Here is a 26,360-nt window from a genome sequence, read left to right on the forward strand (position 1 = left end):
GGGGCCGTTCATTCCGCCTCCCACACCATGAGGCGCACGGGCGTCGGGTTGTAGCCGTTGCACGGATTGTTGAGTTGCGGGCAGTTGGAGATCAGCACCGTGACGTCCATCTCCGCACGCATCTCGACGTACTTGCCGGGCGCCGAGATGCCGCCCTCGAACGTGAGCCCGCCGAGCGGCGTGACGGGCACGTTCATGAAGAAGTTGACGTTGCCGACCAGGTCGCGCTTGGTCAGCCGCGCGCCGGCGCCGCACGTGCAGTGCGAGATCGCGTTGAGGAAGCTGTCGCGGCAGTTGTGCATGTAACGCTTGTCGAGCGCATAGCGCACCGTGTTGCTCTCGGCCGCGCACGCGCCGCCGAGCGTGTCGTGACGGCCGCACGTATCGGCGACGATCGTCGCCATCGGGTTGCCATGGCTCGACATGAGCACGCTGCCCGCGCTCAGGTACAGGTTGCGCTGCGCGCGGATCGTGTCCTGCGCGCTGTAGCGCTCTTCGGGATCGTCGGTGCGGTAGAACAGCGTGTCGACGGCCTGGTTGCCCTCCAGGTCGAGAATGCGGAAGGTCTGCCCGCGCTTCAGGTCGCGCAGCCACGGGTCGCCGGCGTTCAGCGTGACGTCGTGGATCGCGTCGCGCGGGTCGAGACGGCTTTCGATGATCGGCATGGTCTCGCTCCTCATGCGAACAGACGGTCGGTGTTGGCGAAGCCGCGCATGTTCTCCGCGCATGCGCGCCGGCACGGGTCGTCGTCGGGCGCCGCGCCGTCGGCCGGATACGCGCGGTACGCGATCAGCTTCACGGCTTTCGGCGCGTAGTCCGGGCGCGGATCGAGCGGATGCGGCGCGGTCGAGAACGCCGCGAGCGTGTTCATCTCGAAGCGCAGGTCGAACGCGCTGCCGGCCGGCGAATGTCCGGCGACGAACTCGAGCGCGCCGTCGTCGCGTGTATCCAGCTTGCTGAAGAAGTTGACGTTCGCGGCGAGGTCGCGCGCCGACAGGCCGTATTTCGCGAGCTCGAGCACGAGGCTGTCGCGGCCGTTGCGGATCATCGCGTTGCGATCGGCCTGGTACGACGACGTGCCGTACTTGTGCGCGAACAGCCGCGCATCGCCGACGCCGCCGAGCGGGTCGTGCCAGCCGAGCGTGTCGGCCGTGATCGACGCGATCACGCGGCCCATGTCCGTATACAGCGCATGGCCGCGCGTGAGATGCGCGGTGTGCTGCGCCTTCAGCGTATCGGCCATGTTGTAGCGTTCGAGCAGGTCTTCCTGGCGATGAAAGACGGCGGACAGGTTCGCGCCGCCGTCGACGTCGACGATGCGCAGCGCGAGGCCGCGGCGCAGGATGCCGGACCAGTGGGTTCCGGCGGGAATCAGCGTTTCCCACGCGACGTGCGGCGGCGGGGCAAGAATGGCTTGGGGGCTCGGCGACATGGCGGCTCCGGGGTCGGTTGGATAAAAGGCGTGAGAGGGCGACCGAACGACATCGCGACCTCCCGGGCTTTTATCCCTCCGTGGAGCCTCGCCGTTTCCTCTCGTCGAGGCGAAGGCAAGACCGGATTGCTCTCGGACCAGGCATCGCGCGGCACACGCCGCACGACCGGAACCCTAGCGATCCTGAAGATGATGCAAATTGCTTCGCACCTCTCGGGCATCGAATAAGCGAGTTGCGTGCCAGCCGCCGCTCGATGACCGCACGACGCGGCCCGGCGGCGCAATGCCGCGCGACATCCGAATGACCGACGCATTCGTTTGCCCTCGCGGCGGGCGCGCGGCGCACCATGCGCACGCAAGCGCGCACCGGTGCAGTGCGCATCGCGTGCTCGCCCACCGGCCGATGCGTGATGGCATGGGCATTGCTGAACCCATGCACCGTCACCTCATATCCGATCCTTCATGAACAAGCTCGACCTGCTCCGGCGCGTACTGCACGCGCTGTTCGCCGCCCGCTTCATCGAACTTCAGCGCGCCACCCGCCGCCGTTGAATCGCCTTGCCGCGCGCCGTTGGCATGCTTCTCGCTCGGCATGACGCCGAGAGGTGCGGCGGCGTCGCATCTTAGGGGTGCTAGGGTTCCGGTTCATCATCGAACGTCTGGTCCAAGAGCAGCCCGGCGCGAGTTCGTCCGGTCGCAAGACCGGATGCACGCGTGCTACACGGCGGGACAAAAGCCCGGGAGATTGGCGATGGCAACGGCCGTCGCGCCTCTCCGTGGCCGCTCGTCCGTTCCGCATCCGCAGGAACCGGTCACGCAGCCGGACCATGTGCTCGCGCACGGTCCGTATCGACGATCCCGATCCCGGTCTCCTGGAGAACAACGATGACCCGTCCCGCCCCGGCGCTTCGCCACCTGCCGTCCTTCCGTTTCATCCGTCATGCGTTGGGCGCCGCCGTCGCGGCCGCCACGCTATGGGCGGCGCCTGCCGCGCACGCTGCCGCACCGCTGAAGATCGGCTACAGCGACTGGCCCGGCTGGGTCGCGTTCCAGGTCGCGCTCGACAAGGGCTGGTTCAAGGAGGCCGGCGTCGACGTCGATTTCGAATGGTTCGATTATTCGGCGTCGCTCGACGCGTTTTCCGCAGGTAAGCTCGATGCGGTCGCGGCGACCAACGGCGATGCGCTGGTAACGGGCGCGTCCGGCGCGAAGAACGTGATGATCCTGCTGACCGACTATTCGGCCGGCAACGACATGATCGTCGCGAAGCCGCCGCTGCGCACCGTCGAGGCGCTGAAGGGCAAGAAGGTCGGCGTGGAACTCGGCCTAGTCGACCACCTGCTGCTCGAAACCGCGCTGCAGAAGCACGGGCTCAAGGACGGCGACGTCACGCTCGTGAATGCGAAAACCAACGAGCTGCCGCAGGTACTCGGTTCGTCGGCCGACATCGCCGCGGTGGCCGCATGGCAGCCGAACGCCGGCGAGGCGTTGAAGCGCGCGCCGGGCGCACGGGCGATCTTCACGTCGGCGGATGCGCCGGGGCTGATCTACGATGCGATCACCGTCGCGCCGGCGAGTCTCGCCGCGCGCCGCGCCGACTGGGCGAAGGTGATCAAGGTCTGGTATCGCTGCGTCGCGTACATCAACGATCCGAAGACGCAGGCCGATGCGGTCAAGATCATGTCGGCGCGCGTCGGGCTCGCGCCGGCGCAATATCTTCCGCTGCTGAAGGGCACGCATCTGCTCGACGAGGCGGCCGCGAAGCGCGCGTTCCGCAAGGGCGACGGGCTCGATTCGATCTACGGCTCGACGCGCAACGCGAATGCGTTCAACGTGCGTAACGCCGTGTACAAGCAGTCGCAGGACGTCGACGCGTATATCGATCCGCGGCTCGTCGACGCGCATTGAGGGCGGCGCGCCTGCCGGCGCGGCAGTACGCCGCGCCGGTGTGCGACCCTGATGCGCTCACGTGCTCCGAGGTCGCAAGCGGTCATGGCCTGTCCATGCCGTGCCAATGCCTCGTACGTCATCGTCCGCCGTATCTTGACGGGGACGCTTACGCGAAGGGGAACGGTCCCTCGAAGTGCCCCACGTAACACAAGTGGGAGACCGCTGGCTGATCTCGACCTGCCCAGCGATGCAGCATGTATGCAGGGGGTTCGAGAAAAGAAGCGGGCTGCGCGTCCGCTTCAACGCGCAGCGCAATCTGAGTGGTCGTGCTCGGGCAGGTGAGTACCGGAACACGTCCAAGACGTGTCTGCATCGACCGGTGGACGTGCCCGGCAAGAATGCGATCTACGTTGTCGTGGCGCGCCAGAACCGCGGCAAATGCCTCCGCATTTCGCAACCCGTAGATGTCCAGATAAGGAATACCGGTCATGAACGGTGGATGGTGCATGACGACAACCGCGGTCCGATTGCGATGCTCGGCAAGTTCAGTGTCGAGCCACGCCAGGGTTTCGGCGTCCAGTTCACCGTGATGTAGCCCTGGAACGGAGGTGTCCAACGCCACGAGGCGTAGTTCGCCCACGTCCAGCGCGAACGAGAGTGCGCCCTCGTCCGGAAGCCACGCGTGATCCGGGAACGCGGCTCGCAGATTGTCACGGTCGTCATGATTACCCGGCAGAACCACGAACGGTCGCCTCAACTCGACGAGCAATTCGCGAAGTTTTCGGTACTCGTCTTCGGTGCCCTCGTCCGTCAGGTCGCCGGAGATGACGACCAGGTCTGGCTCAGGTCGAATGCGGTTCAGCGAATCGACGGCTGCCGAAAACATGACATTGGAATCCACGGCGTCTTGATACAGGACACCGTGAGGCCGGACATGAATATCGGAAAGTTGTGCGATGACCGTCACTCAGCGCTCCGTTGGCTTTGACCTGCCCGTACATCGATCGAGGAGATTTTAGGCCAGACAAAATTCGCCCATCGACAGATGGCCTTCCGTGACAACGGTCGTGCGCCACGCGCGCTCGATTGCGCGTCCGCGTGGCTGATTCGGGATGACAAGCAGACGCAGACGCCGGGTGGCGAAGCACGAAAGGCGGCTTCTGGCCGAACGCGGCCGGCCGCCGCCCCGTGACGCGCGACCGGCGCAGATCGACCCTGACCGGTCGATTAAATCGCTACAAAGCGGTCACTCGATCATGTCTCGGGTTAATACTAACCCGCACATACATATGGCATTTCTTGACACGATCTACACAGTCGGTCTCGATTCGGGCACCGTGGGTGATTCGAATGCATGGGGATATTCGTGCCGAAACCAATCTTTCACCTGATCGTGGTTGAGCGCAAAGAATTCGCGCGATCGTGGTATGAGGACAAAACCAAAAGCGAGCAGACAAGTGGCAAGGCCGAAGCATGTATAAACCTCGCCCACCGGCCAATGCGTGAGCGCCGCGCCCGCGATCATCGGTCCAAGGATGCCTGCAATCTGCGTGGTCATCATGCTGGCGGCGAGAATGCGCACGCGGAAATTCTGCGGGATAGCCAATGAGCGGTGAGTCGCGCCAACGAGGCCCACCGACGCGTTGGCGAAACCCACACATGTGAAGGCCAATACGAGAACGATGGGTGAATGGACCCAGCCCGAAGCAGCAAGAGCCAGCCCTTCGCACATAGCGGCCCCCACCCGGACGTTGAATCGGCCGAAACGACTAACGAGTGCATCAGAACCACGAAAGCTTCCGAGTAGTAAACCTATCGATAAGGCCGCTTCACAAGCACCTAGCCAGAGACCCGACAGTCCAAGTGATTGCACTTTGAGCGGGATCAGCATGCCGACTGCGGGGCCTTGGAATATCCAGACGAGGAAGTTTACAAGTGTCCAGCCGCGCTCCAACGGGACGATCCATTTAGCATGCAGTCCGGCGCGCAGGTCTTTCCACCAACGGGCTAAACTGCGATGGTGTTCGCGATGCTGAGATTGGGCCGGAAGCTGCAAAGTCACGTAAGCAGCGACGCCGAGTAATATGCCGTTCATCCAAAATGTTGCGGCGATACCGCCCAAGGCCAGTGTCGCGCCAGCCAATGCTGGACCTAAGGCACGGCCGGCCGCTTGCGTCGATTTACGAAGACGAAGCGCTTCCGCCAAACGATTCGCCGGAAGAAGTTCGGCCGAAATGGTGGAACTGGCCGGATCGATGAAAGCTTTGGCTATGACACTGACCACGCCTATGCAGATGAGAGGCATAAGTCGGTAGTCGGACAGCGAGGCGAGCGTAGCGAGGGTAAAGGCGACCACCATCAGGGTGCATAGACCCCATGCAATCTGCGATCTCTTTGCGTAGCGCTCCCCTAGCGGCGAAAGCAGTGGCATTGCAAAAATCGTGATGATGGCAACGCTTACGCTGTAGGTCGCCAAGTCGTGCGCGCCACCCCGGTGAACGATCCACCAAGGGAGCGTGATATAGCCAACCATTTCTGCCAGAATCCTCATCAGATCGCTTAGAAGCAGACTGGCGAGAGGGACGCTGATTGAGTTTATGCGTGCTTTGATTTCCCGAAACACCGCCTTCCCCCTGTTGAGTTCGATGATGCTACCTCAACATTTTTCTCGCCGTTTAGATGCACGTCTCCAGAGGCCGACGTTTTATTAGTGGCGACATACAGGGCCGATTCGCGACTGGCGACGCTTCGGATAGCGATGGTCAGCAATTCACGTAGGTATGTCGAGCGTCCCTTCCTGGCCGTATGCCGCCCGACGCGTTCGGCTGTAGTCGACCCACAAGGAGCAGTCGAGATCGCGGAAAGCCGACATTCGCGCCATCGCTTTACTACATGTAGCTGGTGATATGGCGCTTGCGACTGTCCGGAGCCGCAAGCCGCACCGGCATTGGATTTCGCTACACGAGCCCCTGAGCGGTCATCGCTAACAATAGTCGCTCAGCGCCGATGCCGAAACCGGCTCCCTGCTGATAGGTGCCGCCACCCACCACTTGCTGTTGGGCTCCGAGTTCGGTACAGCGTATTTCGAAGCCCCGACCATTCAGATAGTAGCTGAGGCCTCTGCGGGCCGAATCGTCGAGTTCATAGCGAAGGCCGAGTGAATCGAAAAAGCCCATCGCCACCTCTTGGCTGCGTTTGACCGCGGATTCCGGGTCGGGGCATAGATACTCAAATCCCAGTTGGGAGAATTCTCGGTAGCGACCGGCTTGGGGTCGTTCGTAGCGGTAGCATCGAGCGATATAAAACAACATCCGCTCCCGTTGTCGGCACAGCAGCTCGCTGCATCGCTCCTGGAACAGCGCCGTTGCCTCAGGAATCAGGCAGCAAGCGCGTCCCTTTTTGTCGGGAAAGGCCCACATCTGGCCGATGATCTCACTGCCCCCGGCTTTTTGAATGAATGTATCTTGCGACCACAACGCCGGGACAATCGCCTCCTCTGCTCCAGCGTTAATGAAGATAGCTCCGGAATTGGGTTTCCAGAGCGCGAATTTGTGCAGCTTCCTCGCCAACGATGAAACGTGTTCCGCGAATCATGGTCATGAGAGTCTCCTCGGGGTAAAAAATAAAAAAGGCGCCGTAGGCGCCTTGGTCGTTTGTACAGGAAGGGGAAACTGCAACCCCGGATGTCCTGCTATGGACGTAACGAACCACGGCGCATCGAGTGACGACCGTGATGATGACGAGATTGGTTCGGGACGTTACGGAGTTCCATGCTGGCCATATTGGCACATTAATTTTGATTTGTGAACCGATCCACATGTCTCGGAGGCCCCGACGTGATCTCAAGGACCAAAACGAGTCACGTGGCTAAAGATCGTCGACAGTCTATCCTCTGTTGCCGACCGACCGGTTCTGGCCGAACATGGCCAGCCAATGCTCTGCAATGTGCGGCCGTCGCAGTTCGACCCGCTGCAGCCATTGGATGCCTCGGCAACTCAACGGCAAGGTTCAGTGCCAAGCTGATCTTCGGATGTCCAACTGCATGCACCGGCGAAGATCCTCGGACATTAGCACTGATGGGCTGTTACGCCGCGCTTTAGTAACGGACTGCGCAAGTGGCCGTCCCGGGCTGCCCTTTACTCTCTTGACGCGGCGTCAAGAGCCGTTCAAGCAGATCGGCGCTGTCTAGTTGCGCAATCCACCAGTTTAAAGCGTTCCCTACCTTGTCCTCGCGCCAAGCGAGGTAGCCATTCGTGAACTCGCGCACACCCACAATGCGACGCGCGACCAGCCTGCCTTCGTGTATCGGTTCTTTCGCTACGAAATCAGGCAGCATCCCGACAGCGATACCTTCACACAGTGCTTGCAGTTTAGCTGCGAGCGTCGGCACGATGACCAGTGGCTGTCCGTCACGGGTGGCCACAGATTGCGGTTGCAGTTCGCGAGAAGTGTCACTGATGACAACACCTCGATATCCTGCGATCGTTTCGCTCTCCAACGGCTCGGGGATGCGGGCGAGTGGATGGTCCGGAGCCACGACAAAAACGTGCCGGAGAGTTCCGATTGGCCGGGCCGCAATATTGGCGGCATGCGGCGGCTCACCGAACGCCCCTATCGCGAGATCGGCACGCCGCGTAACCAGGGCATCCCACACGCCCCCTAGCACCTCGGTGGAAAGACTTAGCTGGGTATTCATCTCCAGGTCGTAGAAGGCGTGGACATACGGCCATAAGGACTGGATTGGCAAGATTGCATCGACGCATAGTCGAAGCTCCGATTCCCAACTGTCTCGAATGCCTTTTGCTTTGGCCTCCAGGTGTCGAGCCGCATCTAAAAGTCGACGCCCATCTTCCACAACAGCACGACCCGCTTCCGTGAGTCTCGTCCGTCTGCCGCTGCGATCGAACAGCTCGACATCCATGTCGCTTTCCAGCTTTTGCACAAGGTAAGTGAGCGTGGACGGAACTCTATGCAACAACTCGGCCGCCTCGGCGAATGTACCGGTCCGGTCAATTGCATCCAAAACTTCGAGAACTTCAAATGACAGCTTGGTCGCCATACAGCATCCTTGGATACTTCTATCGTTCACAGGCTTCACCGCGACGGCCGAGCGGCTTTGCCGCAGCAACGCTTCCATGCGGTTGCCCAACCTTTCGGGACTCGCTCGGATGCTGATCAAATGGACAAAGGCGATGTCGTCCCTGACTCGGATGCTCTCGTTGACGAAGCCTCCGGCCACTCGATGGTCATTGCGGCAAGAGTCTAAGGTACACGCTGCCGTTTGTCTGCTCGTGGCGTGACGCACGGTCAGCCAGGCGCATGATTCTGCTCGCGTCAATTTAGTTGTCGCCCGCCAGCGCAGCCACGGGCCGTTTATCGGTAGCGGCGAGCGGCGACCGAGTCGCATTCCGGGTCAAGCGCCACGGCATCGACCGGTGTCCGGTGTGCGTGTCCCAAGACGATCGGACGCGCCCATATTCGCGCCTTCGCGTTCAGGGCGTGGCGTGCCGCGACGGATACGATTGGCACGCGTGTGTCCCTTGGCAAGGTACAGTCGACGTTCGAATGGCTGCTTGAGAGCGATTGCCTACGACTGTCGAGGCCGACTGCTGCCCGACATGGGCGGCAACAGCCGACCCAGAACGGCCCTTCAGACTTATCCAAAGCGGCCAATCGTTGTGACCTGCGGCGGGATTTTATAGCCTCGCTCGATGAGTATCTTGGCCTCGGCGCGACTGCGAAATCATTCCCGATTAAATCGCTTCTCCCGCAGCGTGCCGTTGGAACCTTCAACGGAGTCGTTCTGCCAAGGGCGGCAAGAACGGACACAGCGTGTAGGATCTGGTCTTCAAGAAAACCATCCAAGGAGAGAGGAATGAATCCGGAACAGGCCCGAGCCGAAGAAACCCAGGCGATGGAGCGCATGGTGGCCGCCACGCTGCGCGTGCAGAGTACGTTCGCCTCGATGCAGAAGCAATTTCCGCCGCAAGGCAGCGGCGAGCCTTCGCCGTTCGCGCTGCAAACCTTTGATGCCGCCCTGCAGGAACTTGAAGACGCACAGGCCGCGTTCGATGCGCTGCTGAACGATCTGATCGACGGTAACCGCTAAAGGCTACGCCCTTATCCGCACCGATTGCCGACGATCTAAAAAGCTGTGTCGAACGGCCGTTCGTGGCCGACCACCGCCCGACGATGCCGTCGAGCCGCGGCTGGGTCAGCGGATGGCGCGCGTCGACCCGAAGCAGCCATCGGGCTATCCCGGAAGCAGCCGTTCGCGGGACGCAGAGCAGCGACAGGAGCAATCGTGGCTCTCCTTTCTTACGAGCTACTCGTTCCTCAGCTGGCTCAAAGAACCCCAGATATAGAAAGTCGGGGTGCCCCGCCGAATCCCCAAACGATAGATGCCGATGCCGCTCGTCAGATGGCGATCACCAAGGTGCGGGGCCTGCAATTGCCACGCGTTCCATAGAACTTCTGATTCGTTGAACGCATAGCCGTCCTGCGCATAGCATACCGTCGGCGGCTTCTGGCTGCCCTTTGGACCGAAAGGCGCGAGGTAGATGGCTGATGTTTTTAGAAGCGAAGCATCATCGCTTGGGTTTTGATGGCCTCGTGCCTGGGCGACCTGTTGAGCCAGTTGCGATAGAGATGCGGGCCTTTGGTCATACCAGTTCAACAATTCGAACTGCGCGTAGGCCAAGGGAAGATCTGGCCTGTGAATGCTGGCCTCGAGCTCAGTGTATTCATCGGTTCGCAGATAGTGCGCTCGTGACAAGAACAAGGGGCGTCGCACGCGGTAGTAGCTAAAGGTGCCGGACAGGTTCTCCATGCCCCAAGCTTGCTTGTGTGGCCACCAAGCGTCATACATGACCACCTCTGCATCAAACGCGATCACGCGAATAGGATGCTCTGTCCAGTCCGTTTGGAAAACAGCACCACGTTCAAGTGGAGGGTGGTTCATGTCTGACTAGGCACCTCATACGGTTTCGCGACTGGGAGTGGCCAAAGACCCATACGCAAATCGTCAACGATCTGGACGTTGAAGTCGACCGACCGGTTGCGGCCGGTAGCGGCCTCTCGCCACCGCCGACCGCAAGCCCGACGGCGAATCATCCCCCGGCCCGCGCTCCCCGCTTCATACACCTCTCGGCAGCCGCACCGCGAACACGGTTTCCGTCTGATCGGACCGCGCATCGATCCGGCCACGATGCGCCTTGGCGATTTCTCTCGCGATGAACAAGCCGAGCCCCAAGCCGGCATCGTCACCCTTCCTTCCCTGACGCTCTTCCCCGCGCTCGAGCGGATCGAAAATGCGGTCGAGCGTGCGCGGATCGATCGCCGGCCCGCTGTTGCCGACCTCGACGAACACTTCATCGCCGGTCGTCGTGGCCACCACCCGCACCGGTGTATCGCGCGCGCCATACTTGATGGCATTGCTCACCAGGTTGCTCAGCAGCTGCTGCATTCGCTGGTCGTCCCACTCACCCCGGAGATCACCGCGCATATCGACGGTAATTTCGCGATCCGGATGACCGGCCCGCAACTCGTCCACCACATTGTCGAGCACATGTGCGAGATCGATATTGCGGGGAACGACGTTGATGCCCAGCCCGAGCTGGGTGCGATTGAAATCGCAGAGATCGTCGAGAAGGCCCTGCATGCGGCCGCCGCTTCTGATCAGCCGAGCGGCGGCCTCCGATACGGCCTCGCCCGCATTGAGGGCGGCAAGATACGACGCCGTGAGCTGGATGGTCTGCAGCGGCGTGCGCATGTCGTGACTCAGCATGCCGAGAAGCAGGTTGCGAGCCTGTTCGACCTGTTCGGTAAAAAAAGAGACTGATTCGGCCAGCGCTTGATCGATCGCTTCGTTGAAGCGGATCATGTCGTCCATATCGGGCGCGGCCGGCTGACACGCGTCGATCCACAGCCGCAGCACGCTGGCACGCAGCGCCCGATACTCGGCTGCCAGCTGGTTGATGTTGAAGCCCCGTCGGGCGCGCAGAACGGCATGCGTCTGGGCGGCCGTCTCGCTGGCATTCGCCGGCTCGGGGGCGCGTCCCAGCGATTTTTCGTGTTGCGCTTCCCGCGTTTGCGGCGTCGCGATGTCCTTGGCGACGGCGGTCAGGATTTCGCGAGCATGGTCGCGTAGCCCCTGCGAGTTCATGTGCCTCGCGGCCGGTAGCAACGTGGCGGCAAACGCTTCCCACTGCACCAGGATCGTTTCCATGTTCCGTACGATGAAATCAGCAAGACGCATATCGCCCCTCACAACGGAATGAACGTTGAACGCTTCTGTCGAACCGCACGATATCACTGAATAACGGCGTTATCCGACGATTCGATCGCCGCCGTCGTCATTTCCGGCTGCGCGGGCGACGAATGCCCGGCGGCCAGGGCCCGGCGGGCCGGACGACTCCGGATGCACCATGGTCCTTTCCAGGGCCGAAGTAGGCTTCGATTCGCACGCCCGTCACGTCGGGCGGCTAGCATCGCAGATAATCGATGCGCGTCACCCCCGTTCCGCCGGGCGCCGCCTTTCGGTTGCCGCGGCACCGGCAGCACGAACCTTGCTTCGCGCCCGTTCGACTTCCATCCGACGGTGGAGTCGGCCGCCTCTTCCCGTCACGGCCGGCCGCCGGCACGAAACTGCACATGCCCAGGAAAAAATCCAGCCTCTGGCTGCGGCATCTCGAACTGTTTTCCATCGCGACCGGTGCGCGGCCGAAGAAGCGGGCCGGCAAGCCGCGACCGGCCGCCAAAAAAGCCGCCGCGAAGGCCACTCAACGGCCCGCCAAGCCGGCCGCCCCCGCCCGCGCCGCCAAACGGACAGGTGCCACGCATACCGCACGCACACCGTCGGCCCAACCGCCCGGCACCTGGCTGCGCTCGTTTCATTCCGCCAGCCCGAGCGCCGGCCGGCTCGTGAATCATCTTGCGTACGCGCTGTATCTTCCCGCCGCACCGGCCAAGACAGCGGGCATGCCGGCGGTCGTCATGCTGCACGGCTGCAAGCAGACCGCCGAATCGTTCGCCGCGGGCACGCGCATCTGCCGTCTCGCCGAGCGCGCGGGGTTCGCCGTGCTGTTTCCCGAACAGGCCAAGGCGACCCATGCGCACCGCTGCTGGCACTGGCATGGCGACGCGACCGAGTCCGAAGCCGCGGCCGTCGCGTCGCTGGTCGACGCCATCGTGCAGCGCCACGGCTTCGATCGCGACCGGATCTACGTGGCCGGCCTGTCCGCCGGCGCCGGGCTCGCCGCAGCGCTGGCGCTCCGGTATCCCGACCGTTTCGCGGCCGTCGGCCTGCATTCCGGCCCGGCCATCGCGCCGCCGTCGTCGACGATGGCCGCGATGAGCCTGATGCGTCGCGGGCTCCGCGACGATCCGGTCGCCGCGCTCGACGCGTGCGCCGACGTCGCGTCCTATCCCGGCATGCCGGCCCTCGTCATCCACGGCGCGCTCGATACGGTCGTGACCGACCAGAACGCGACGCAACTCGGCATCGCGTTCGCGCGGCTCAACCGGCTCATCGACGAACACGGTGCGATCCGCGTCGGCGAGCAACGCAGCTACGCGCAGGACGATGCGGACTACGTCGATTATCTGAAGGGTGGGCGGCTGGTCGTCAGGGTGTGCATCGTCCGCCGGCTGCCGCATGCATGGAGCGGCGGAGACCCGAGCGAGCCGTTCCATTCCGCCAAGGGGCCGGACGCGACCGCGATGTTCTGGCATTTCTTTCGTCGTCAGCGCCGCAAGCGATTGGCGTGACGCACGACGCTCGCAGCGGCCGCTCGCGAGCGTCCGCCGTCATGACGTCATGCCCGCTGCTCCAGCGCTGCCGCGCTCGCACGCTCGCCGGCACGCCGAACCGGCAACCGTATCCGGAACGTCGTGCCGCGCCCCGGCTCGCTGGTCACGTCGATGGTGCCGCGATGACGCTCGACGATGCCGTGCGATACCGACAGCCCGAGCCCCGTGCCCTGCCCGACCGGTTTCGTGGTGAAGAACGGATCGAAGATCCGCCGGACGACGTCGGGCGTCATGCCGGCGCCGGTATCGCTGATCGCGATCGACACCTGATCGCCGTCGCTCGACGTGCGGATCGTGATCACGCCGCGCTCCGGAATCGCCTGCGCCGCGTTGACCAGCAGGTTCATGAAGACCTGGTTCAATTGCGACGGCAGGCATTCGACGTGCGGGACATCGCCGTAATCGCGCACGATGTCGGCCTTGTACTTGAGCTCGTTGTGGACGACGTTGAGCGTGCTCTCGAGGCCCGCATGCAGATCGACCACGCTCCATTCGTCGCTGGCCGGGCGGGAAAAATCGCGCAGGTCCTGCACGATGCGCCGCACGCGCAGCGCGCCGTCGATCGACTCGTCGATCAGCATCGCGATCTCGTCGCGGACGTAGTCGAGATCCGCCGCGCGGTGCACGGCCGTCAACGCGTCGCGGGTGGCCGGATCGAGCTGCGGCAGCGCGGCTTCATGCGCGGCGACCACGTCGAGCAGGCTGCGCACCCACGTCTTCAACGTGTTGAGGTTCGCGCTGACGAAGCCGATCGGATTGTTGATCTCGTGCGCGACGCCGGCCGCGAGCTGGCCGATCGACGCGAGTTTTTCCGACTGCAGCAACTGCTCGTGGGTTTCCTCGAGCGCATGCAGCAGGCGCCGCTGTTCGTCCTTCTCCTGTTCGAGCAGCGCGTGCGCGGCCTTGCGCTCGTCGATCTCGGCCGCCATGTTCTCGCGCGTGCGTTGCAGCATCTGCGTCGTTTGCTCGTAGCTGTACAGCGCGCGTTCGAGTTCGCCGGTTCGCACCCGCACGAGCCGTTCGAGCGTGTCGGTCATCCCGCGCAGGAAAGTCGTGCGCGCATCGAAACGGCACACCAGCAGCGTGACGACCAGCGTCGCCATCGTAAATAGCGCGACGGTGGTCGCGAGCCACGGCGCGTCGACGCCGTTCGCGGCGCCGCACCGCGCATCCGGCGCGAAATGCGCGGCCGCCATCGCCGTGTAGTGCATGCCGGTAATCGCGAGGCCCATGATGACGGCCGCGCCGATACGTTGCGCGGTCGCGTGGCGCGCCTGCTGCATGCGCAACGCCTGTGCAATCCACAACGCGGCCGTCGATGCGATCACCGCGATGCCGATCGACGCGGCGAACAGCGCGGCATCGTAGCGAATGCCGGGCTGCATGTGCATCGCGGCCATCCCCGTGTAGTGCATGCCGGCGATCCCGCCGCCCATCAACACGCCGCCCATGCCCAGCCGCCGCCAGCCCAGCCGTGCGCGCGTGACGACGTTCAGCGCGAAATATGATACGAGCACCGCGATCGCCAGCGACGCGCCCGTTTCCTGCCACGCATAGCCGAGCGGCACCGGCAACGAAAACGCGAGCATGCCGACGAAATGCATCGACCAGATTCCGGTACCCATCGCCGCCGCGCCGCCGCCGAGCCACGCACGCTTGAGCTTCGGATTGTCGAGCAGCGAGATGAACGCGGCGAGGTCGAGCGTCGTATACGACGCCAGCGTCGCGATCGCGAGCGACAGCACGACGAGCGGAAGGTTGTAGATGCCATGCATGATCGGGCGCCCGCAACGGGTTGAGTGCATCGCCGCGGTAGGGGCAGGCGCCCGTCCCGCGGCCATCTTGCCGACGTTCGATGTCAGGCCGGCGGCGCGCCTGCGTTGGGTGCGTGCGCATGCGCGGCCGTCCCGGCCAGCACGAGAATGTCGAACGGCGTGCCCTCCCGCGTTTCGAAGCGACGCACGAGCTCGATCTGATGCGCGGACATCACGCTGCCTTTCGTCATCAGCAACACGCCGCGATGCGTGCGCAGATCGTCGGCGAGTTCCATCCCTTCGCGCAGTTGCGCCGAGCGGATTTCCGCGACGGACGCCGCGATGCCGAGGCTCGCCGGGTCACGCATCAACTCGATGAAGCCTGCAACCAGTTGCGGGTCGTAACGCACGCTCGCCTGCGAGCGCAACACGTCGATGGCCTGCTCGATCGAATGCGGCGCACCGATTTCGCCGTGGCGCAACCCTTCGAAGTCGCGCGCGATCGCGACGATCCGCGACCCGACCGGGATCGCATCGCCGACCAGCCCGTCCGGCGTGCCGCGGCCGTTGAAGCGCTCGTACTGGTGCAGCACGATCGACGCGACCTTGTGCAACTGGGCGACCGGCGTCAGCACCATCTGCGCACGCAACGGATGCTCCTGAAACACGCGGTGCTCGTCCGTCGTCATCCGCGCGAGCGGCTTGTGCAGCAATTCGTCCGGCAGCGACAGCTTGCCGATGCCGTGCAACAGCCCCGCGAAGTAGACGTCCTGCGCATGCAGTTCGCTCATCCCGGACGCCAGCGCGAGCCGGCGCGCGATCTCGCCCACCCGCATCGCATGCCCGCTCGCGGCCCCGCAGCGCAGCTCGATCATGCTTGCGCACACCTGAACCATCGCCGTGAAACTGCTTTTCAGGTCGCTTTGCGCCGCTTCGAGAAACATCACCGTCTGGCCGAGTTCCTCGGTGCGCGCGCGAACCTGCGTTTCGAGGTCCGTATTGAAACGGCGCAGTGCTTCGTTCTGCGCCTCCGTCAGCGCCGCCAGCCGGGCCGCTTCGCGACGCAGACGGCGCTGCTCCAGTGCCTGCTCGATGGTCAGCAGCAGGTCGTGATCGTCCCACGGCTTGTTCAGGTAGCGATACACGCCGCCTTCGTTGACGGCCTGCACGACCGACGCGAGCTCCGCATAGCCGGTCAGCAAGATGCGCATCGTGTCCGGGTACAGCGCCCGTGCACGCGCCAGGAATTCCGCGCCGCTCATGTGCGGCATCCGCATGTCGGACACGATCAGGTCGATGTCGGTCGACGCCAGGATCTCGAGCGCCGTCTCGCCGCTGTCGGCAATCACGATGTCGTAGCCGGTGGGCCGGAATACGCGCCGGAGCGCCGACAGCACGTTCGGTTCGTCGTCGACCAGCAGGATCGACGGGACGCGGGGCACTTCAACGGATGCGGCTGCGGCTGCGGCTGCGGTGTCGGACGTTTCGGGCGGCACGGCATTCACGCCGTTCGTTGCAGATGTCGTCATAATCGGCCTCGGATCAATTATTTACGCCCTCTCTGCAACATCGGCCGACTTCGCGTTTTCCGCATGGGTGAAAACGCTAATACGTGCGTGCCGATTTCAACCGGAATGCATCACGCGAACGCTACGTCGCTGCCGTGCCCGGTTCGCGCCGATAGTAGATGTCCCATTCCGCTTCATCGGTTCGCACGAAGCCGTGCCGTTCGTAGAAGCGGTTCGAGTCGCTACCGCGCAATGCGCCGACGCGAACGGGCATCCGTCGTTCGTCGGCGGCAGCAAATATCTCGCGCAGCACGGCGGCGCCGATACCCTTGCCCTGATGCGCGGGCACGATATACAGGTGGTCGAGCAACCAGTGATCCGCCATCGGGCGGAGCGTATAGAAACCCGCACGCGAATGGTCGGCTTCGATGAAGCGGCAGAGCGCCGGGTCGAACGACGCGAAAAACCGGTCGCGCGCACGCTGCGGATCGAAACGGCCGATGCGCTCGAGGCTGTCGCGCATCGCGGCGATGCGGATCGCGACGAGGGCGTCGGCGTCGGCCGGCGTGACGGGGAGGAAGGTCAGGGTCGTTGTCATCGAGCGGCGGGATTCGTGCGGGAGCGCGTACCCGGCGTGGCGCGGCAGCGCCAGCCGGGTTCGACGGGGACTTCGGTGCAGCACGTCACACCCCCGATCCGTGAGCGTGACGCAAGCGAGCCGATGCAATCGGCTCAAGGAATAAAAAGCGCTGGCCGATGCCCTGGCCAGCAAAACGGTTCTGGCGATCCGAGGTTGGTGTGTGCCAGAACCACATGCATTGAACGGCGTACGCCCGACAATCTGTGATCGCAGTTTAGGCCAGGCTAAGCGATGCGATCAGGTCCGCACCCGCGCCCGTTGACCTGAACGCATCGTCGGGCTTCGGTACTTCCCATGTTGCGATCATCTCGTCAGTCGGAAGATAGTCGGGATCGGCCGACGCGACACCGACCCACACGCCTTGGGATACCTGCCTGCCATGGAGATAAAAGTGCAGCTCCCGGCCAGCGCGTTCGCACGTACACCTGATCCGCTCCACCGACTGACCCAGTCTTCTGATCCGCGCGACCTGGTTGCGATCCAGTTCGAACATGGCACTCATCACGCCGTCGCAATCGCCGATGCCGAGCATGTTGCTGTCGTCAGTGAATGCCCACGAAGGATGCGGTGTGCCTAGGCGCAGCATGAAAAAAGCTGCGGACTCTGAACCAATCATCATGTTTCTCCGGCAAAAAATACGTCGTTCCACCCACTGAAACTTGATAAGAACGTACGTTCATCCCATCCTGCTTTCCCCGCCTGCCTCAAGGTTCGAATAGACGTACGCCAGCGCCTGGCAATGGGCGGGCGCGACATTGAAACGCGCACCGCCCGTCGCTTCCGAAGCCCCTACACGCTTGCCTGCCGGGGTACGGTTTCCGCGGCGATACTGTCCGAACCGGACAGCCTCACCGCAACTGCGGCGGCGGCCGAGCTCCCGTAGACGTTGAGGGCGGTTCGCCCCATGTCGAAAAAGGCATCGACGCCCAGCAGCAGCAACACTGCATCGGCCGGCAACCCGATCGACGTGAGAACGATGGTGATGGCGACGATCGCCCCGGAGGGCACATTGGCCGCGCCGTCGATGGTGATGATCGTCAGGATCAGGATCGTGATCACCAGCGGCCAGGACCAGACGAGATGATAGGCATCGGCCAGATAGCCGACCGCAAGGGCCGTGTAAAGTACCGCGCCGTCGCGATTGAAAATGTAGGCCAGCGGCAGAATCGTGGACGCCACGCCGTGGGGCACCCCCAGTTCGACCAGCTTCTTCAGGTGCAACGGGTAGGTAATTTCGGACGAACGCGTCGTGAAACCCAGGATCAGCGGCTCCTTCACCTTCCTGAGAACGGCGAGCGGCGACTGACCGGCGACGCGAATGACGAGGGTGAGGACGACCGCCAGAATCGCCATGCCGAGATAGGCGACGCCCAGAAGCTCGACAAGCGAGTGCGCGCCGGTGAACCCCTTGGCCGACAACAGCTGCGCGATCGCGGCAAAGATCGCGAGCGGCGACCATGCGATCACCCACTGGACCATCTTGAACAGTCCCGACAGCAGCGCCTCGAAAACGGCAATCGCGGGCTCGGCACGCTCCGGCGCCGCCGCCAGGGCCGCCCCGAAAATCACCCCGAAAACCAGCACGGGGAGCGAATTCCCCGCGGCGAGCGCAGCGACGATGTTGGCGGGGATCAGGTCGACGAGGAATTTCGTCCAGTCGATACTGGACGCGAGCGCGGCGGGCATCGATCCGGACTGAACCATGCTCGCCCCGAGACCCGGTCGAAATGCAAAGTTGAGCAGCAGGCCGAGCGAGGCGGCCAGACCCGTCATCAACACGAAGAAGCCGATACTCGATAGTGCGACCTTGCCGAGCCGCTCGCGAAGCCGGCCCGCACGAAAGACCCCGACCGTGACCGACAGGAAAATCAGCGGCATGACGACCATCTTGATCGCGTGGCCGAACATCGCGCTCAGAAAGCCCAGCTTCGCGGCAAAGCCTGGAGCAAATACGCCGCAAGCGGCGCCCAGGACGAGCCCGCCAAGCATTTGCATCGGGAGGGAAAGCCCTTTATTTTTCGTGTTCATGCCGTGCCTTTAGCAGTTTGATCCGTGCCGGCGTACCGTCAACGATGTGATTCCACATATGCTGACGCGCCAGCTCGCCGTCGTTCGCTTCGATTGCGTGAAAGATGTGCAGGTGCTCTATCGTGCCGCGCCGAACGGTTTCGGCGTCGCCACGCGGAAGTTCGTTCAGGGCCAGGGTCTGGGCTCGCAATAGACCATACGCCGATGAGATACGCACGTTCCGTGCGGCGGCGAACAACTCCTGATGAAATACCCAACCGATACGTTGCTCGAGCATGATGTCCGCGACGTCCCGGTCAAGCAGTTCCTGCATTTTTGCTGCCGCCTCGCGAAGGCCTGCCGTCACGCCCGACCTCGCAGCCAGAAACGCCGCGGTACTCTCCAGGGCCAGCCGCATTTCGAAAATTTCGCGGAGATCGCTGGTAGTCGGCGACGCAACATAGGTGCCACTCTTTTCGATGACGACGACCAACCCTTCGGATTCGAGCAAATGCAATGCGCTGCGCACGGGCATTTGGCCGAAGCCGAGTTCGTCGGACAGGCCCCGGTGGGATACTTTCTGCCCGGGCGCAAAGCGGCCGTCAAAGATCCTCGCTCGGATCTCCTCGTAGGCAAGCTCTGCATCTGTCGAGACTTTCGACGTCATCTGTGATCGCAGTTAGCGTATGATTGTAAAAGAGGTGACGGATAGGAAATTACCCTTACTGGTAACGCACGGCAACTGCTAATTTTGCGAGTGGGTATACCGAAAGAAAACTGGAAGAAAATCTGCGTCACGAAGAGAGCCGATAATTATATGACTTCACAAGATGTGCGCTTTACCATCTGTGCCGTCCGTGCGGAAGAAACCTATCCCCTCAGGGCCGCGATCCTGATGGCGGGAGATGAAGAGGGAAGCGCTTTACACGGAGATCACGCGCCAACCACCCTGCATTTTGCCGTTCGTGACAACAACACTATTGTTGCCGTGGCATCCGTGTGTAAAGAAGGACAATCCGGCGTGCCGAACGCGGAAGCCTGGCGCCTGCGCGGCATGGCCGTCCATCCGTCGGTCCGCGGTCTGGGGTTCGGCCGTCTGCTGGTCAATCTGTCCATTCGCCACGTGCGCGAACAGCGCGGCACGCTGCTCTGGTGCACGGCACGCGAGTCGGCCTACCAGTTCTATGAAATGCTCGGCTTTAATCGCGATCCGATTCCGATTTCGCTGCATGGCCGCGACGACATGAAATTCTATCTAATGCAGCGCCCGATCGAATGCTGAGTTTCGTCCACGACTGACGTTCGTTCGAACGCAATTCGGGGGCCGATGTCACGCAGTTGGCTACCGGCCCGAAAACCCCGTTCAACCGGCGCCCGCCTGAGCCGGTTCGGCCGCGCGAAGATCGAGATCGCTTGCGGCGCCTTTTCCCCACAGAAGAATCACCCGAAGCTATCCGCCGCTGTATCACATGCGGAAAGCGCTTACGGCTTATACGGACACGCATTCAACAATCGCGCCCCTTCATTTCGATTATCTCAATCCGGAAGCAAAATGAAACGGTAACCACCGGTACTGCCGGATTGTTGCTCGCGATGGCTGTTCCTTGCAGTCGATTATCGTCCCCACACCACCTGAATTCGCTTGCCGACGTCGGGCGCATCAGCGTAATGACGCGAACTTCGATAACACATCGCCTACGTGCGGGTTCTTATAGGGAAAACCCTGTAATGCGCGCGACTATCAAACGAGATTAACTTATACCAAACAAATTTTGACGGGAATTTATGTTCCTGATATGGTTTTTGCACCTGCAAAGTGCGGCCACGCAGGGGGTGCAGGACACATCGAGCAGTACGAGCAGTACGACGTTCCCCATACAAAATTGTAAGGATCACGAAATGAGCGAAGCCGGCATGCCGATGTGGCAAATATGACGCCGGCCGCTGCGACCGTGACGATGCGCAGGCCGCGCGCCGTCACCTGCATTCGAATACGACACAAGCCGTTTCAACCCATCCCGAAACCACTCCTGACAGTGAAATGCAGATGAAAAACAAGAAGATCAACATCAGCGTTATCGCTGTTGCCGCCTTCGCAGCATCCTCGGCAGCAATGGCGCAGTCGTCGGTCACCCTGTATGGCATGCTCGATGCGGGCATCGGCTATACGTCGAACATCAATGGCCACAGCCGGTTCGGCCTCGATGGCGGCGCTGCGGGCTCGAACAAGTGGGGCCTTCGAGGGCAAGAGGACCTCGGTGGCGGCCTCCAGGCGGTATTCAAGATCGAGAATGGTTTCAACATCGCGACAGGCGGCATCGGCGGCCAAGGGCCGATCGGTACCACGCGTTCGCTGTTCAACCGTCAGGCCTACGTGGGCCTCGCATCCAGTCAGTACGGCGCGTTGCGCATGGGGCGCCAGCTCGACGCCGTGACGGAAATGGTTCAGGTCCTGACGGGCGACGCCATTTCCGCGTCGACCTTCTCGACGCCAGGCGACGTCGACAACAACGACAACACGACGAACCAGAACAACGCCGTGAAGTACATCTCGCCGATCATCCACGGCTTCCAGGCTGAAGCCGCGTACTCGTTCGGCGGCGTGGCCGGTTCAACGGGGTCGGGTCAATCGTGGTCGGCGGCCGCGACCTACGCTCAAGGCGGCCTGACGGTCGCCGGCGGCTACTTCCGTGCGGCCAACCAGGGCGAGAACGGATGGACGAACGCAACGGCACAACCGAGCTTCGGCGGCGCACTGGGCTATCCGAGTTCGGGCTACAACGGCGGCAATGCGTTCAAGAGCGCGGGCATCGCGCAAGTCGCCGCGCAATACGAGGTGGGGCCGTACACGGCCGGCCTGCGCTACTCGAACGCCCAGTACAAGGGTAACGACGGCCAGCCGTCGATCCACTTCAACGTGCTGGGTGCGCTGCTGCAGTACCGGGTCACGCCGGCGCTGTCGCTGGCGACGGGTTACACGTACGTCTACGGCTCCGCGGCCACGCCCACGCAAGCAGCCGAAGGACGCACGATGGCCTCGATCAACCAGGTGTCGCTGGGTGCGACGTACTCGCTGTCGAAGAGTACCGCGCTGTACGCGATGGGTGCCTACGTTCATGCCAAGGGCGCGCAGGCTTCGGCGGCCGACTTCGGCAACACCTCATCGGGCGGCAACCAGGTTCAGGTCAACATCGGCATGTTCCACGGCTTCTGATCGTCGACTCGCAGCCGGGGTAGTGGCCGCACTACTCCGGCGTCGCGCCGCTCTCCCGACTCGCCATGCCTTCCATCCATTCCTCGAACGCGGACACCGCGGCATCGTCGGCGCGATCGGCGTTCGTCACCAGCATGTAGTCGTCAGCGCGCCATACGGGCGATGCGATGGGACACACGAGGCGCCCCTCGGCGAGATCGCGCCCGATCAGCGGCAGCGACGCCAGCGCGACGCCGAGCCCCTCGATGGCCGCGCCAAGCTGAAGATTCACGTGATCGAATTCGACATGGCGCGCGACCCGCAGATCGGACGCGCCCGCCTCCTTCAACCAGTGCGACCAGGCGGAGCGCGTCGTGGCCGAATGCAGCAGCGTGTGATGGCGCAAGTCGGCCACGCTCTGTATCGGATGCTGGCGCAGCAACGCGGGATTGCAGGCCGGCACCCGCAGGTCGGGCATCAACGGGCGCGAGACGACGCCCGCGCCTTGCTCGGGACCGGAGCGGACACCGATATCGAAAGCGTCGGCGACATAGCGCAGCTTGCGCGATGTCGTCGACACCCTGACGTCGATGTCGGGGTACCGCGCATGGAAATCGGCGAGCCGCGGCAGCAGCCAGCAAAACGCAAAGCTCATCGGCACGTTCACCCGCACGACGCCTGAGATCCGGTGCGTGAACGTGTTGTGGCGCAGCCGCACCACCGCGGTACCGAGGCGCTCGAACGCGTGGCTGACGTCATTCAGCAACGCCGCCCCTTCGTCGGTCAACGCGACACCGCGTGGACGACGGTCGAACAACGGCAGGCCGAACCAGTCCTCCAGCAACCTGATCTGCTTTCCGACGGCCCAGTGGGTCACATGCAGCTCGGCCGCGGCACCCGCGAAGCTGCCGTGCCGCGCGACCGCATCGAACGCGCGCAGCGCATTGAGCGGGGGCAACTCGCCCCGGTGCTTCGCAACATCCCGGCTTTCGCTCATGACGTGACTTTTTCTCTCCATTGACGCGATTTTAGCTCAATTGAAATGGCGGTCCCCTCAGCCCTAAAATCGATACATCGAGGCTGAAAGCGATACCACGAGCGCCTTCCATTCACCGCTCGCTCGGAGCGAATAACGATGCGCCTGCCGGTTTTTTCCCCTCCCGTCCTGCGGGAAACCGCGCCACCCCGACGGCGCGCGCTGTGGCTATCGTGCGTTGCACACGCCATGCACGATGGTTATACGGACATGATCTACGCGTTGCTGCCCGTGTGGCAGTCGGAATTCGGGCTCGACTTTGCGGCCCTGGCCATCCTGCGCGGCGTCTATGCCGGCACGATGGCGACGCTGCAGTTGTCCGCCGGGCGTCTCGCGCAACGCCTGGGCAGCCGCGCGACGCTCGCACTCGGTACGCTGCTCGCCGCGCTCGGCTATGCGCTCGCGGGCATGTCGGGTGGCCTGCTCGGGCTGGGCGTCGCGCTGGCAATCTCGGGCGGCGGCTCCAGCACGCAACATCCGATCGCATCGGGCGCCGTCTCCCGCTTCTATGGGCGCGACGCGAGAGGCCCACTGAGCATCTACAACTTTTCCGGCGATCTCGGGAAATCGGCACTGCCGGCCGCCATTTCGCTGCTCGTGACCCTGATGCCGTGGCGTCATGCGCTATGGATCGTCGCCGGACTGGGCTGCGTCGTGGCCGCCGTCATCGCGCTCTGGTTTCCCGCCGTGCCGCGCGGCGGCGCGAACACGACGGCGAAAGAGCATGCGTCCGCTCAACGCGGCGGCACGGGAAAAAGCGGATTCTCCGCGCTGTTCTCCATCGGCGTGCTCGATACGGCCGTACGCATGGGACTGCTTACCTTTCTGCCTTTCCTGCTGAAGGCAAAGGGCGTCTCGCCTCAACTGCTGGGAACGGCCCTCGCACTCGTTTTCATTGGCGGTGCGGCCGGCAAATTCATGTGCGGCTGGCTCGGCGCGCGCCTGGGTATGGTGAGGACAGTGCTGCTCACGGAGGGCGGGACGGCGGCGTGCATCATCGCGGTGATGTATCTCCCGTTGGCGCCGAGCATGGTGCTGCTGCCGATTCTGGGTATGATGCTCAACGGCACTTCGTCGGTGCTGTACGGAACCGTCCCCGAGCTGTCCGCGCCCGAGCGCACCGAGCGCGCATTCGCGATTTTCTATACGGGGACGATCGCATCGGGCGCGCTATCGCCCGTTCTCTACGGTTTCCTGGGCGACAGGATCGGTGTGCACGGCGCCACCTATGCGACCGCGTTGACCGCCCTCGCGATTTTTCCGCTCGCCCTCGCACTGCGCCCGCATCTGACGGATGACCCGACAGGAGGAACACCATGACGAAATCCGGCTACCCGTCCGTCGCGCTCGTCGGTCCGGGCGCAATCGGCACGACCGTCGCCGCGGCCCTTCACGAAGCCGGCCGCACGCCGGTGATCTGCGGCCGCTCCGCGCACGCGGCATTGAAATTGCGCTTCGATGGCGGCGAGATCGTCGTGCCCGGGCCGGTCCTGACCGACCCGCAAGCGGTCAAGGAAAAGGTCGATCTCGTGTTCGTTGCGGTCAAGTCGACGCAGACGGCGAGCGCGGCACCGTGGGTCGCCGCGCTATGCGGTGCGAATACCGTCATCTGCGTGCTGCAAAACGGCGTCGAGCAAAAAGCCGCTTTCGCACCGTATGCGGCCGGCGCCGCGATCGTGCCGTCGGTCGTCTGGTTTCCGGCGCAACGCGAATCGGGCGCGTCGGTGTGGCTGCGGGCCAAGCCTCGCCTCACCCTGCCCGATACGCCGGCGAGCAACGTGGTGGTGTCGGCCTTGCGCGGCACGCGCTGCGCACCCGAGGTGGCGGAGGATTTCATCTCGCTCGCGTGGCGCAAGCTGTTGCAGAACGCCGTGGCCGGGCTCATGGTGCTGACCGGTCGCCGCGCCGGCATGTTCTCGCGAAGCGACATCACCGAACTGTCGCTCGCCTACCTGAAGGAATGTCTCGAGGTCGCGCGTGCGGAAGGCGCGAAGCTCGGCGATGAAGTGCCGCAGGAGATCGTCGACGGATTCCACGGCTTTCCGCCGGATTTGGGTACGTCGATTCTTGCCGACCGGCAGGGCAACCATCCGCTCGAATGGGACTGCCGGAATGGCGTCGTGCAGCGATACGGACGAACGCACGGCATTCCGACGCCGATCAGCGATCTGGTCGTGCCGCTGCTCGCGGCAGCGAGCGACGGGCCGGGCTAATAGCGAGGCATGCTCTATTCAGTCCGACCAGCGTGAATCCGCGCGGGAGACGGACCGGATGAGAGACGCCATGGCGGCCTGGCGGCTCACCGTGTCCTGTCGAGCTACCGCAAGTAGGGCTTGATGTTCGTCAGCGCGCGGGAAACATACTCGTCCTTCTCCCCGACCGGCGCGACATAGTGCAGCGCGCCGCGCGCGGCGTCCTCCCCTTCGAGACGCGCGATGAGCCACGCGGCCAGATACGGCGAAGCAAGGCAGCCGCCCGCCGTGGCGACGTTACCTCGGGCGAAGAAGGGTTGATTCAGGACCTCGACACCAGCCTCGATCACCCAGGGTTTGGTCGTGAGATCGGTGCAGGCCGGGATCGTGCCGAGCAACCCGAGCTTCGCCAGAATCAACGTGCCCGAACATTGCGCGCCGATCAGCTGCCGGGCAGGGTCGAACCTGAGCTGCGCCATCAGTGCCGCATCGTTGACGACGTCCCGGGTTTGAATACCGCTGCCGATGATGACGGCATCGGCCGTGCAAGCGTCCGCCAACGTCGATTGCGCGTGTACGGTTACCCCGTTCATCGACGTGACGGAAGGCTCCGGGCAAGCAAGGGTGACGCGCCAGCCGGGCTTCCTGATTCGATTGAGCACACCGAGCGCAATGAGGGAGTCGAGCTCGTTGAAGCCCTGGAAGGTTACGATCGCGATGTGCATGGGGCACCCTGTCTCCAGTTAGTCGACGCATCTTGCCAGATTGCCGCCACCCGCGGCCCTGCTTTACCGACAACTCAGTGTTACAGCCGGCAAGCCTCCTGCCCTCACCGTCAACTTCATACTCGTCCATTCGAGCCGCAGGCGAACTCGCGCCGCCAAAGCAATTTCTTGCC

Annotated in this window: 23 protein-coding genes and 2 riboswitches; of the genes, 7 read left to right on the forward strand and 16 right to left on the reverse strand. The window is 63.3% G+C overall.

The genetic code is table 11. The features are described 5' to 3' along the window. Window positions 1–8: 8 nt before the first annotated feature. Window positions 9–665, reverse strand: a complete 657-nt coding sequence (locus tag BLS50_RS32805; RefSeq protein WP_074807945.1) for an urea amidolyase associated protein UAAP2 — start codon at window positions 663–665, stop codon at window positions 9–11. Between the two features lie 11 nt (window positions 666–676). Further along, window positions 677–1,432, reverse strand: a complete 756-nt coding sequence (locus BLS50_RS32810) for an urea amidolyase associated protein UAAP1 (RefSeq protein WP_074807948.1) — start codon at window positions 1,430–1,432, stop codon at window positions 677–679. A 57-nt stretch (window positions 1,433–1,489) separates the two neighbouring features. Further along, window positions 1,490–1,621, reverse strand: a riboswitch (guanidine-I (ykkC/yxkD leader). Window positions 1,622–2,053: 432 nt separating this feature from the next. Beyond that, window positions 2,054–2,178: riboswitch (guanidine-I (ykkC/yxkD leader) on the forward strand. Between the two features lie 139 nt (window positions 2,179–2,317). On the opposite strand from BLS50_RS32810, the gene BLS50_RS32820 reads away from it, so the two are divergent. Beyond that, window positions 2,318–3,340 carry an ABC transporter substrate-binding protein gene (locus tag BLS50_RS32820; RefSeq protein WP_027808423.1) on the forward strand — a complete coding sequence of 341 codons (1,023 nt, stop codon included), beginning with the start codon at window positions 2,318–2,320 and terminating at the stop codon, window positions 3,338–3,340. A 148-nt stretch (window positions 3,341–3,488) separates the two neighbouring features. Here BLS50_RS32820 and BLS50_RS32825 read toward each other — a convergent pair whose 3' ends face one another. The 4 genes from BLS50_RS32825 to BLS50_RS32840 all read right to left on the reverse strand — a co-directional run bounded on the left by BLS50_RS32825 (window position 3,489) and on the right by BLS50_RS32840 (window position 8,381). Further along, window positions 3,489–4,289 carry a phosphodiesterase gene (locus BLS50_RS32825; RefSeq protein WP_074807955.1) on the reverse strand — a complete coding sequence of 267 codons (801 nt, stop codon included), beginning with the start codon at window positions 4,287–4,289 and terminating at the stop codon, window positions 3,489–3,491. A gap of 342 nt (window positions 4,290–4,631) precedes the next feature. Further along, window positions 4,632–5,873 (reverse strand): MFS transporter, encoded by a 1,242-nt coding sequence (locus BLS50_RS32830; protein WP_347879087.1) that lies wholly within the window; start codon window positions 5,871–5,873, stop codon window positions 4,632–4,634. Window positions 5,874–6,279: 406 nt separating this feature from the next. Beyond that, entirely contained in the window at window positions 6,280–6,891 is a 612-nt protein-coding gene (locus tag BLS50_RS32835; protein WP_074807958.1) for an ATP phosphoribosyltransferase regulatory subunit, read from the reverse strand. 527 nt (window positions 6,892–7,418) lie between these two features. Further along, window positions 7,419–8,381, reverse strand: a complete 963-nt coding sequence (locus BLS50_RS32840) for a LysR family transcriptional regulator (protein ID WP_074808718.1) — start codon at window positions 8,379–8,381, stop codon at window positions 7,419–7,421. Between the two features lie 816 nt (window positions 8,382–9,197). Here BLS50_RS32840 and BLS50_RS32845 point away from each other — a divergent pair. After that, window positions 9,198–9,431, forward strand: coding sequence for a hypothetical protein (locus BLS50_RS32845; RefSeq protein ID WP_011549124.1), 234 nt, complete (start codon window positions 9,198–9,200; stop codon window positions 9,429–9,431). Between the two features lie 216 nt (window positions 9,432–9,647). On the opposite strand, the gene BLS50_RS32850 is transcribed toward BLS50_RS32845, so the two are convergent. Beyond that, the gene (locus tag BLS50_RS32850) at window positions 9,648–10,283 is read right to left on the reverse strand and encodes a hypothetical protein (RefSeq protein WP_143028397.1); all 636 of its coding nucleotides are present in this window, start codon (window positions 10,281–10,283) and stop codon (window positions 9,648–9,650) included. Window positions 10,284–10,457: 174 nt separating this feature from the next. Further along, entirely contained in the window at window positions 10,458–11,579 is a 1,122-nt protein-coding gene (locus tag BLS50_RS32855; protein WP_074807961.1) for a sensor histidine kinase, read from the reverse strand. A 395-nt stretch (window positions 11,580–11,974) separates the two neighbouring features. Here BLS50_RS32855 and BLS50_RS32860 point away from each other — a divergent pair, with 395 nt between their 5' ends. Further along, window positions 11,975–13,090 (forward strand): extracellular catalytic domain type 1 short-chain-length polyhydroxyalkanoate depolymerase, encoded by a 1,116-nt coding sequence (locus tag BLS50_RS32860; protein WP_074807963.1) that lies wholly within the window; start codon window positions 11,975–11,977, stop codon window positions 13,088–13,090. 47 nt (window positions 13,091–13,137) lie between these two features. Here the strand turns inward: BLS50_RS32860 and BLS50_RS32865 are convergent, their stop codons facing one another. The 6 genes from BLS50_RS32865 to BLS50_RS32890 form a co-directional block, all read right to left on the reverse strand. Beyond that, the gene (locus BLS50_RS32865; RefSeq protein ID WP_074807965.1) at window positions 13,138–14,907 is read right to left on the reverse strand and encodes a histidine kinase; all 1,770 of its coding nucleotides are present in this window, start codon (window positions 14,905–14,907) and stop codon (window positions 13,138–13,140) included. Window positions 14,908–14,990: 83 nt separating this feature from the next. After that, window positions 14,991–16,415 (reverse strand): HD domain-containing phosphohydrolase, encoded by a 1,425-nt coding sequence (locus tag BLS50_RS32870; RefSeq protein ID WP_074807967.1) that lies wholly within the window; start codon window positions 16,413–16,415, stop codon window positions 14,991–14,993. A 121-nt stretch (window positions 16,416–16,536) separates the two neighbouring features. Further along, on the reverse strand, window positions 16,537–16,992 hold the full coding sequence (locus tag BLS50_RS32875; RefSeq protein ID WP_074807970.1) for a GNAT family N-acetyltransferase: 456 nt from the start codon (window positions 16,990–16,992) through the stop codon (window positions 16,537–16,539). A gap of 256 nt (window positions 16,993–17,248) precedes the next feature. Then, on the reverse strand, window positions 17,249–17,653 hold the full coding sequence (locus BLS50_RS32880; RefSeq protein WP_011549129.1) for a hypothetical protein: 405 nt from the start codon (window positions 17,651–17,653) through the stop codon (window positions 17,249–17,251). Between the two features lie 170 nt (window positions 17,654–17,823). Beyond that, window positions 17,824–19,062 (reverse strand): dicarboxylate/amino acid:cation symporter, encoded by a 1,239-nt coding sequence (locus BLS50_RS32885; protein WP_074807973.1) that lies wholly within the window; start codon window positions 19,060–19,062, stop codon window positions 17,824–17,826. Further along, complete coding sequence (locus BLS50_RS32890) at window positions 19,046–19,708, reverse strand: GntR family transcriptional regulator (RefSeq protein ID WP_074807976.1); 663 nt, start codon at window positions 19,706–19,708, stop codon at window positions 19,046–19,048. Before BLS50_RS32890 ends, BLS50_RS32885 begins: the two co-directional genes overlap by 17 nt. A 150-nt stretch (window positions 19,709–19,858) precedes the next feature. On the opposite strand from BLS50_RS32890, the gene BLS50_RS32895 reads away from it, so the two are divergent. Further along, the gene (locus BLS50_RS32895; RefSeq protein WP_074807979.1) at window positions 19,859–20,323 is read left to right on the forward strand and encodes a GNAT family N-acetyltransferase; all 465 of its coding nucleotides are present in this window, start codon (window positions 19,859–19,861) and stop codon (window positions 20,321–20,323) included. A 765-nt stretch (window positions 20,324–21,088) separates the two neighbouring features. Continuing rightward, window positions 21,089–22,255, forward strand: coding sequence for a porin (locus BLS50_RS32905; RefSeq protein ID WP_011549134.1), 1,167 nt, complete (start codon window positions 21,089–21,091; stop codon window positions 22,253–22,255). 31 nt (window positions 22,256–22,286) lie between these two features. Here the strand turns inward: BLS50_RS32905 and gcvA are convergent, their stop codons facing one another. Continuing rightward, entirely contained in the window at window positions 22,287–23,231 is a 945-nt protein-coding gene (gene gcvA, locus BLS50_RS32910) for a transcriptional regulator GcvA (RefSeq protein ID WP_175849098.1), read from the reverse strand. 138 nt (window positions 23,232–23,369) lie between these two features. Here gcvA and BLS50_RS32915 point away from each other — a divergent pair, with 138 nt between their 5' ends. Both BLS50_RS32915 and BLS50_RS32920 read left to right on the forward strand, forming a co-directional pair. After that, window positions 23,370–24,590 carry an MFS transporter gene (locus BLS50_RS32915; RefSeq protein ID WP_074807985.1) on the forward strand — a complete coding sequence of 407 codons (1,221 nt, stop codon included), beginning with the start codon at window positions 23,370–23,372 and terminating at the stop codon, window positions 24,588–24,590. Then, window positions 24,587–25,483, forward strand: a complete 897-nt coding sequence (locus BLS50_RS32920; protein WP_074807988.1) for an oxidoreductase — start codon at window positions 24,587–24,589, stop codon at window positions 25,481–25,483. The genes BLS50_RS32915 and BLS50_RS32920 overlap by 4 nt, the downstream gene beginning before the upstream one ends. Before the next feature lie 104 nt (window positions 25,484–25,587). Here the strand turns inward: BLS50_RS32920 and BLS50_RS32925 are convergent, their stop codons facing one another. Beyond that, the gene (locus tag BLS50_RS32925) at window positions 25,588–26,187 is read right to left on the reverse strand and encodes a DJ-1/PfpI family protein (RefSeq protein WP_012336965.1); all 600 of its coding nucleotides are present in this window, start codon (window positions 26,185–26,187) and stop codon (window positions 25,588–25,590) included. Window positions 26,188–26,360 lie beyond the last annotated feature (173 nt).

The sequence above is a fragment of the Burkholderia orbicola genome, assembly GCF_900100915.1.
Taxonomy (GTDB): Bacteria; Pseudomonadota; Gammaproteobacteria; order Burkholderiales; family Burkholderiaceae; genus Burkholderia; species Burkholderia orbicola.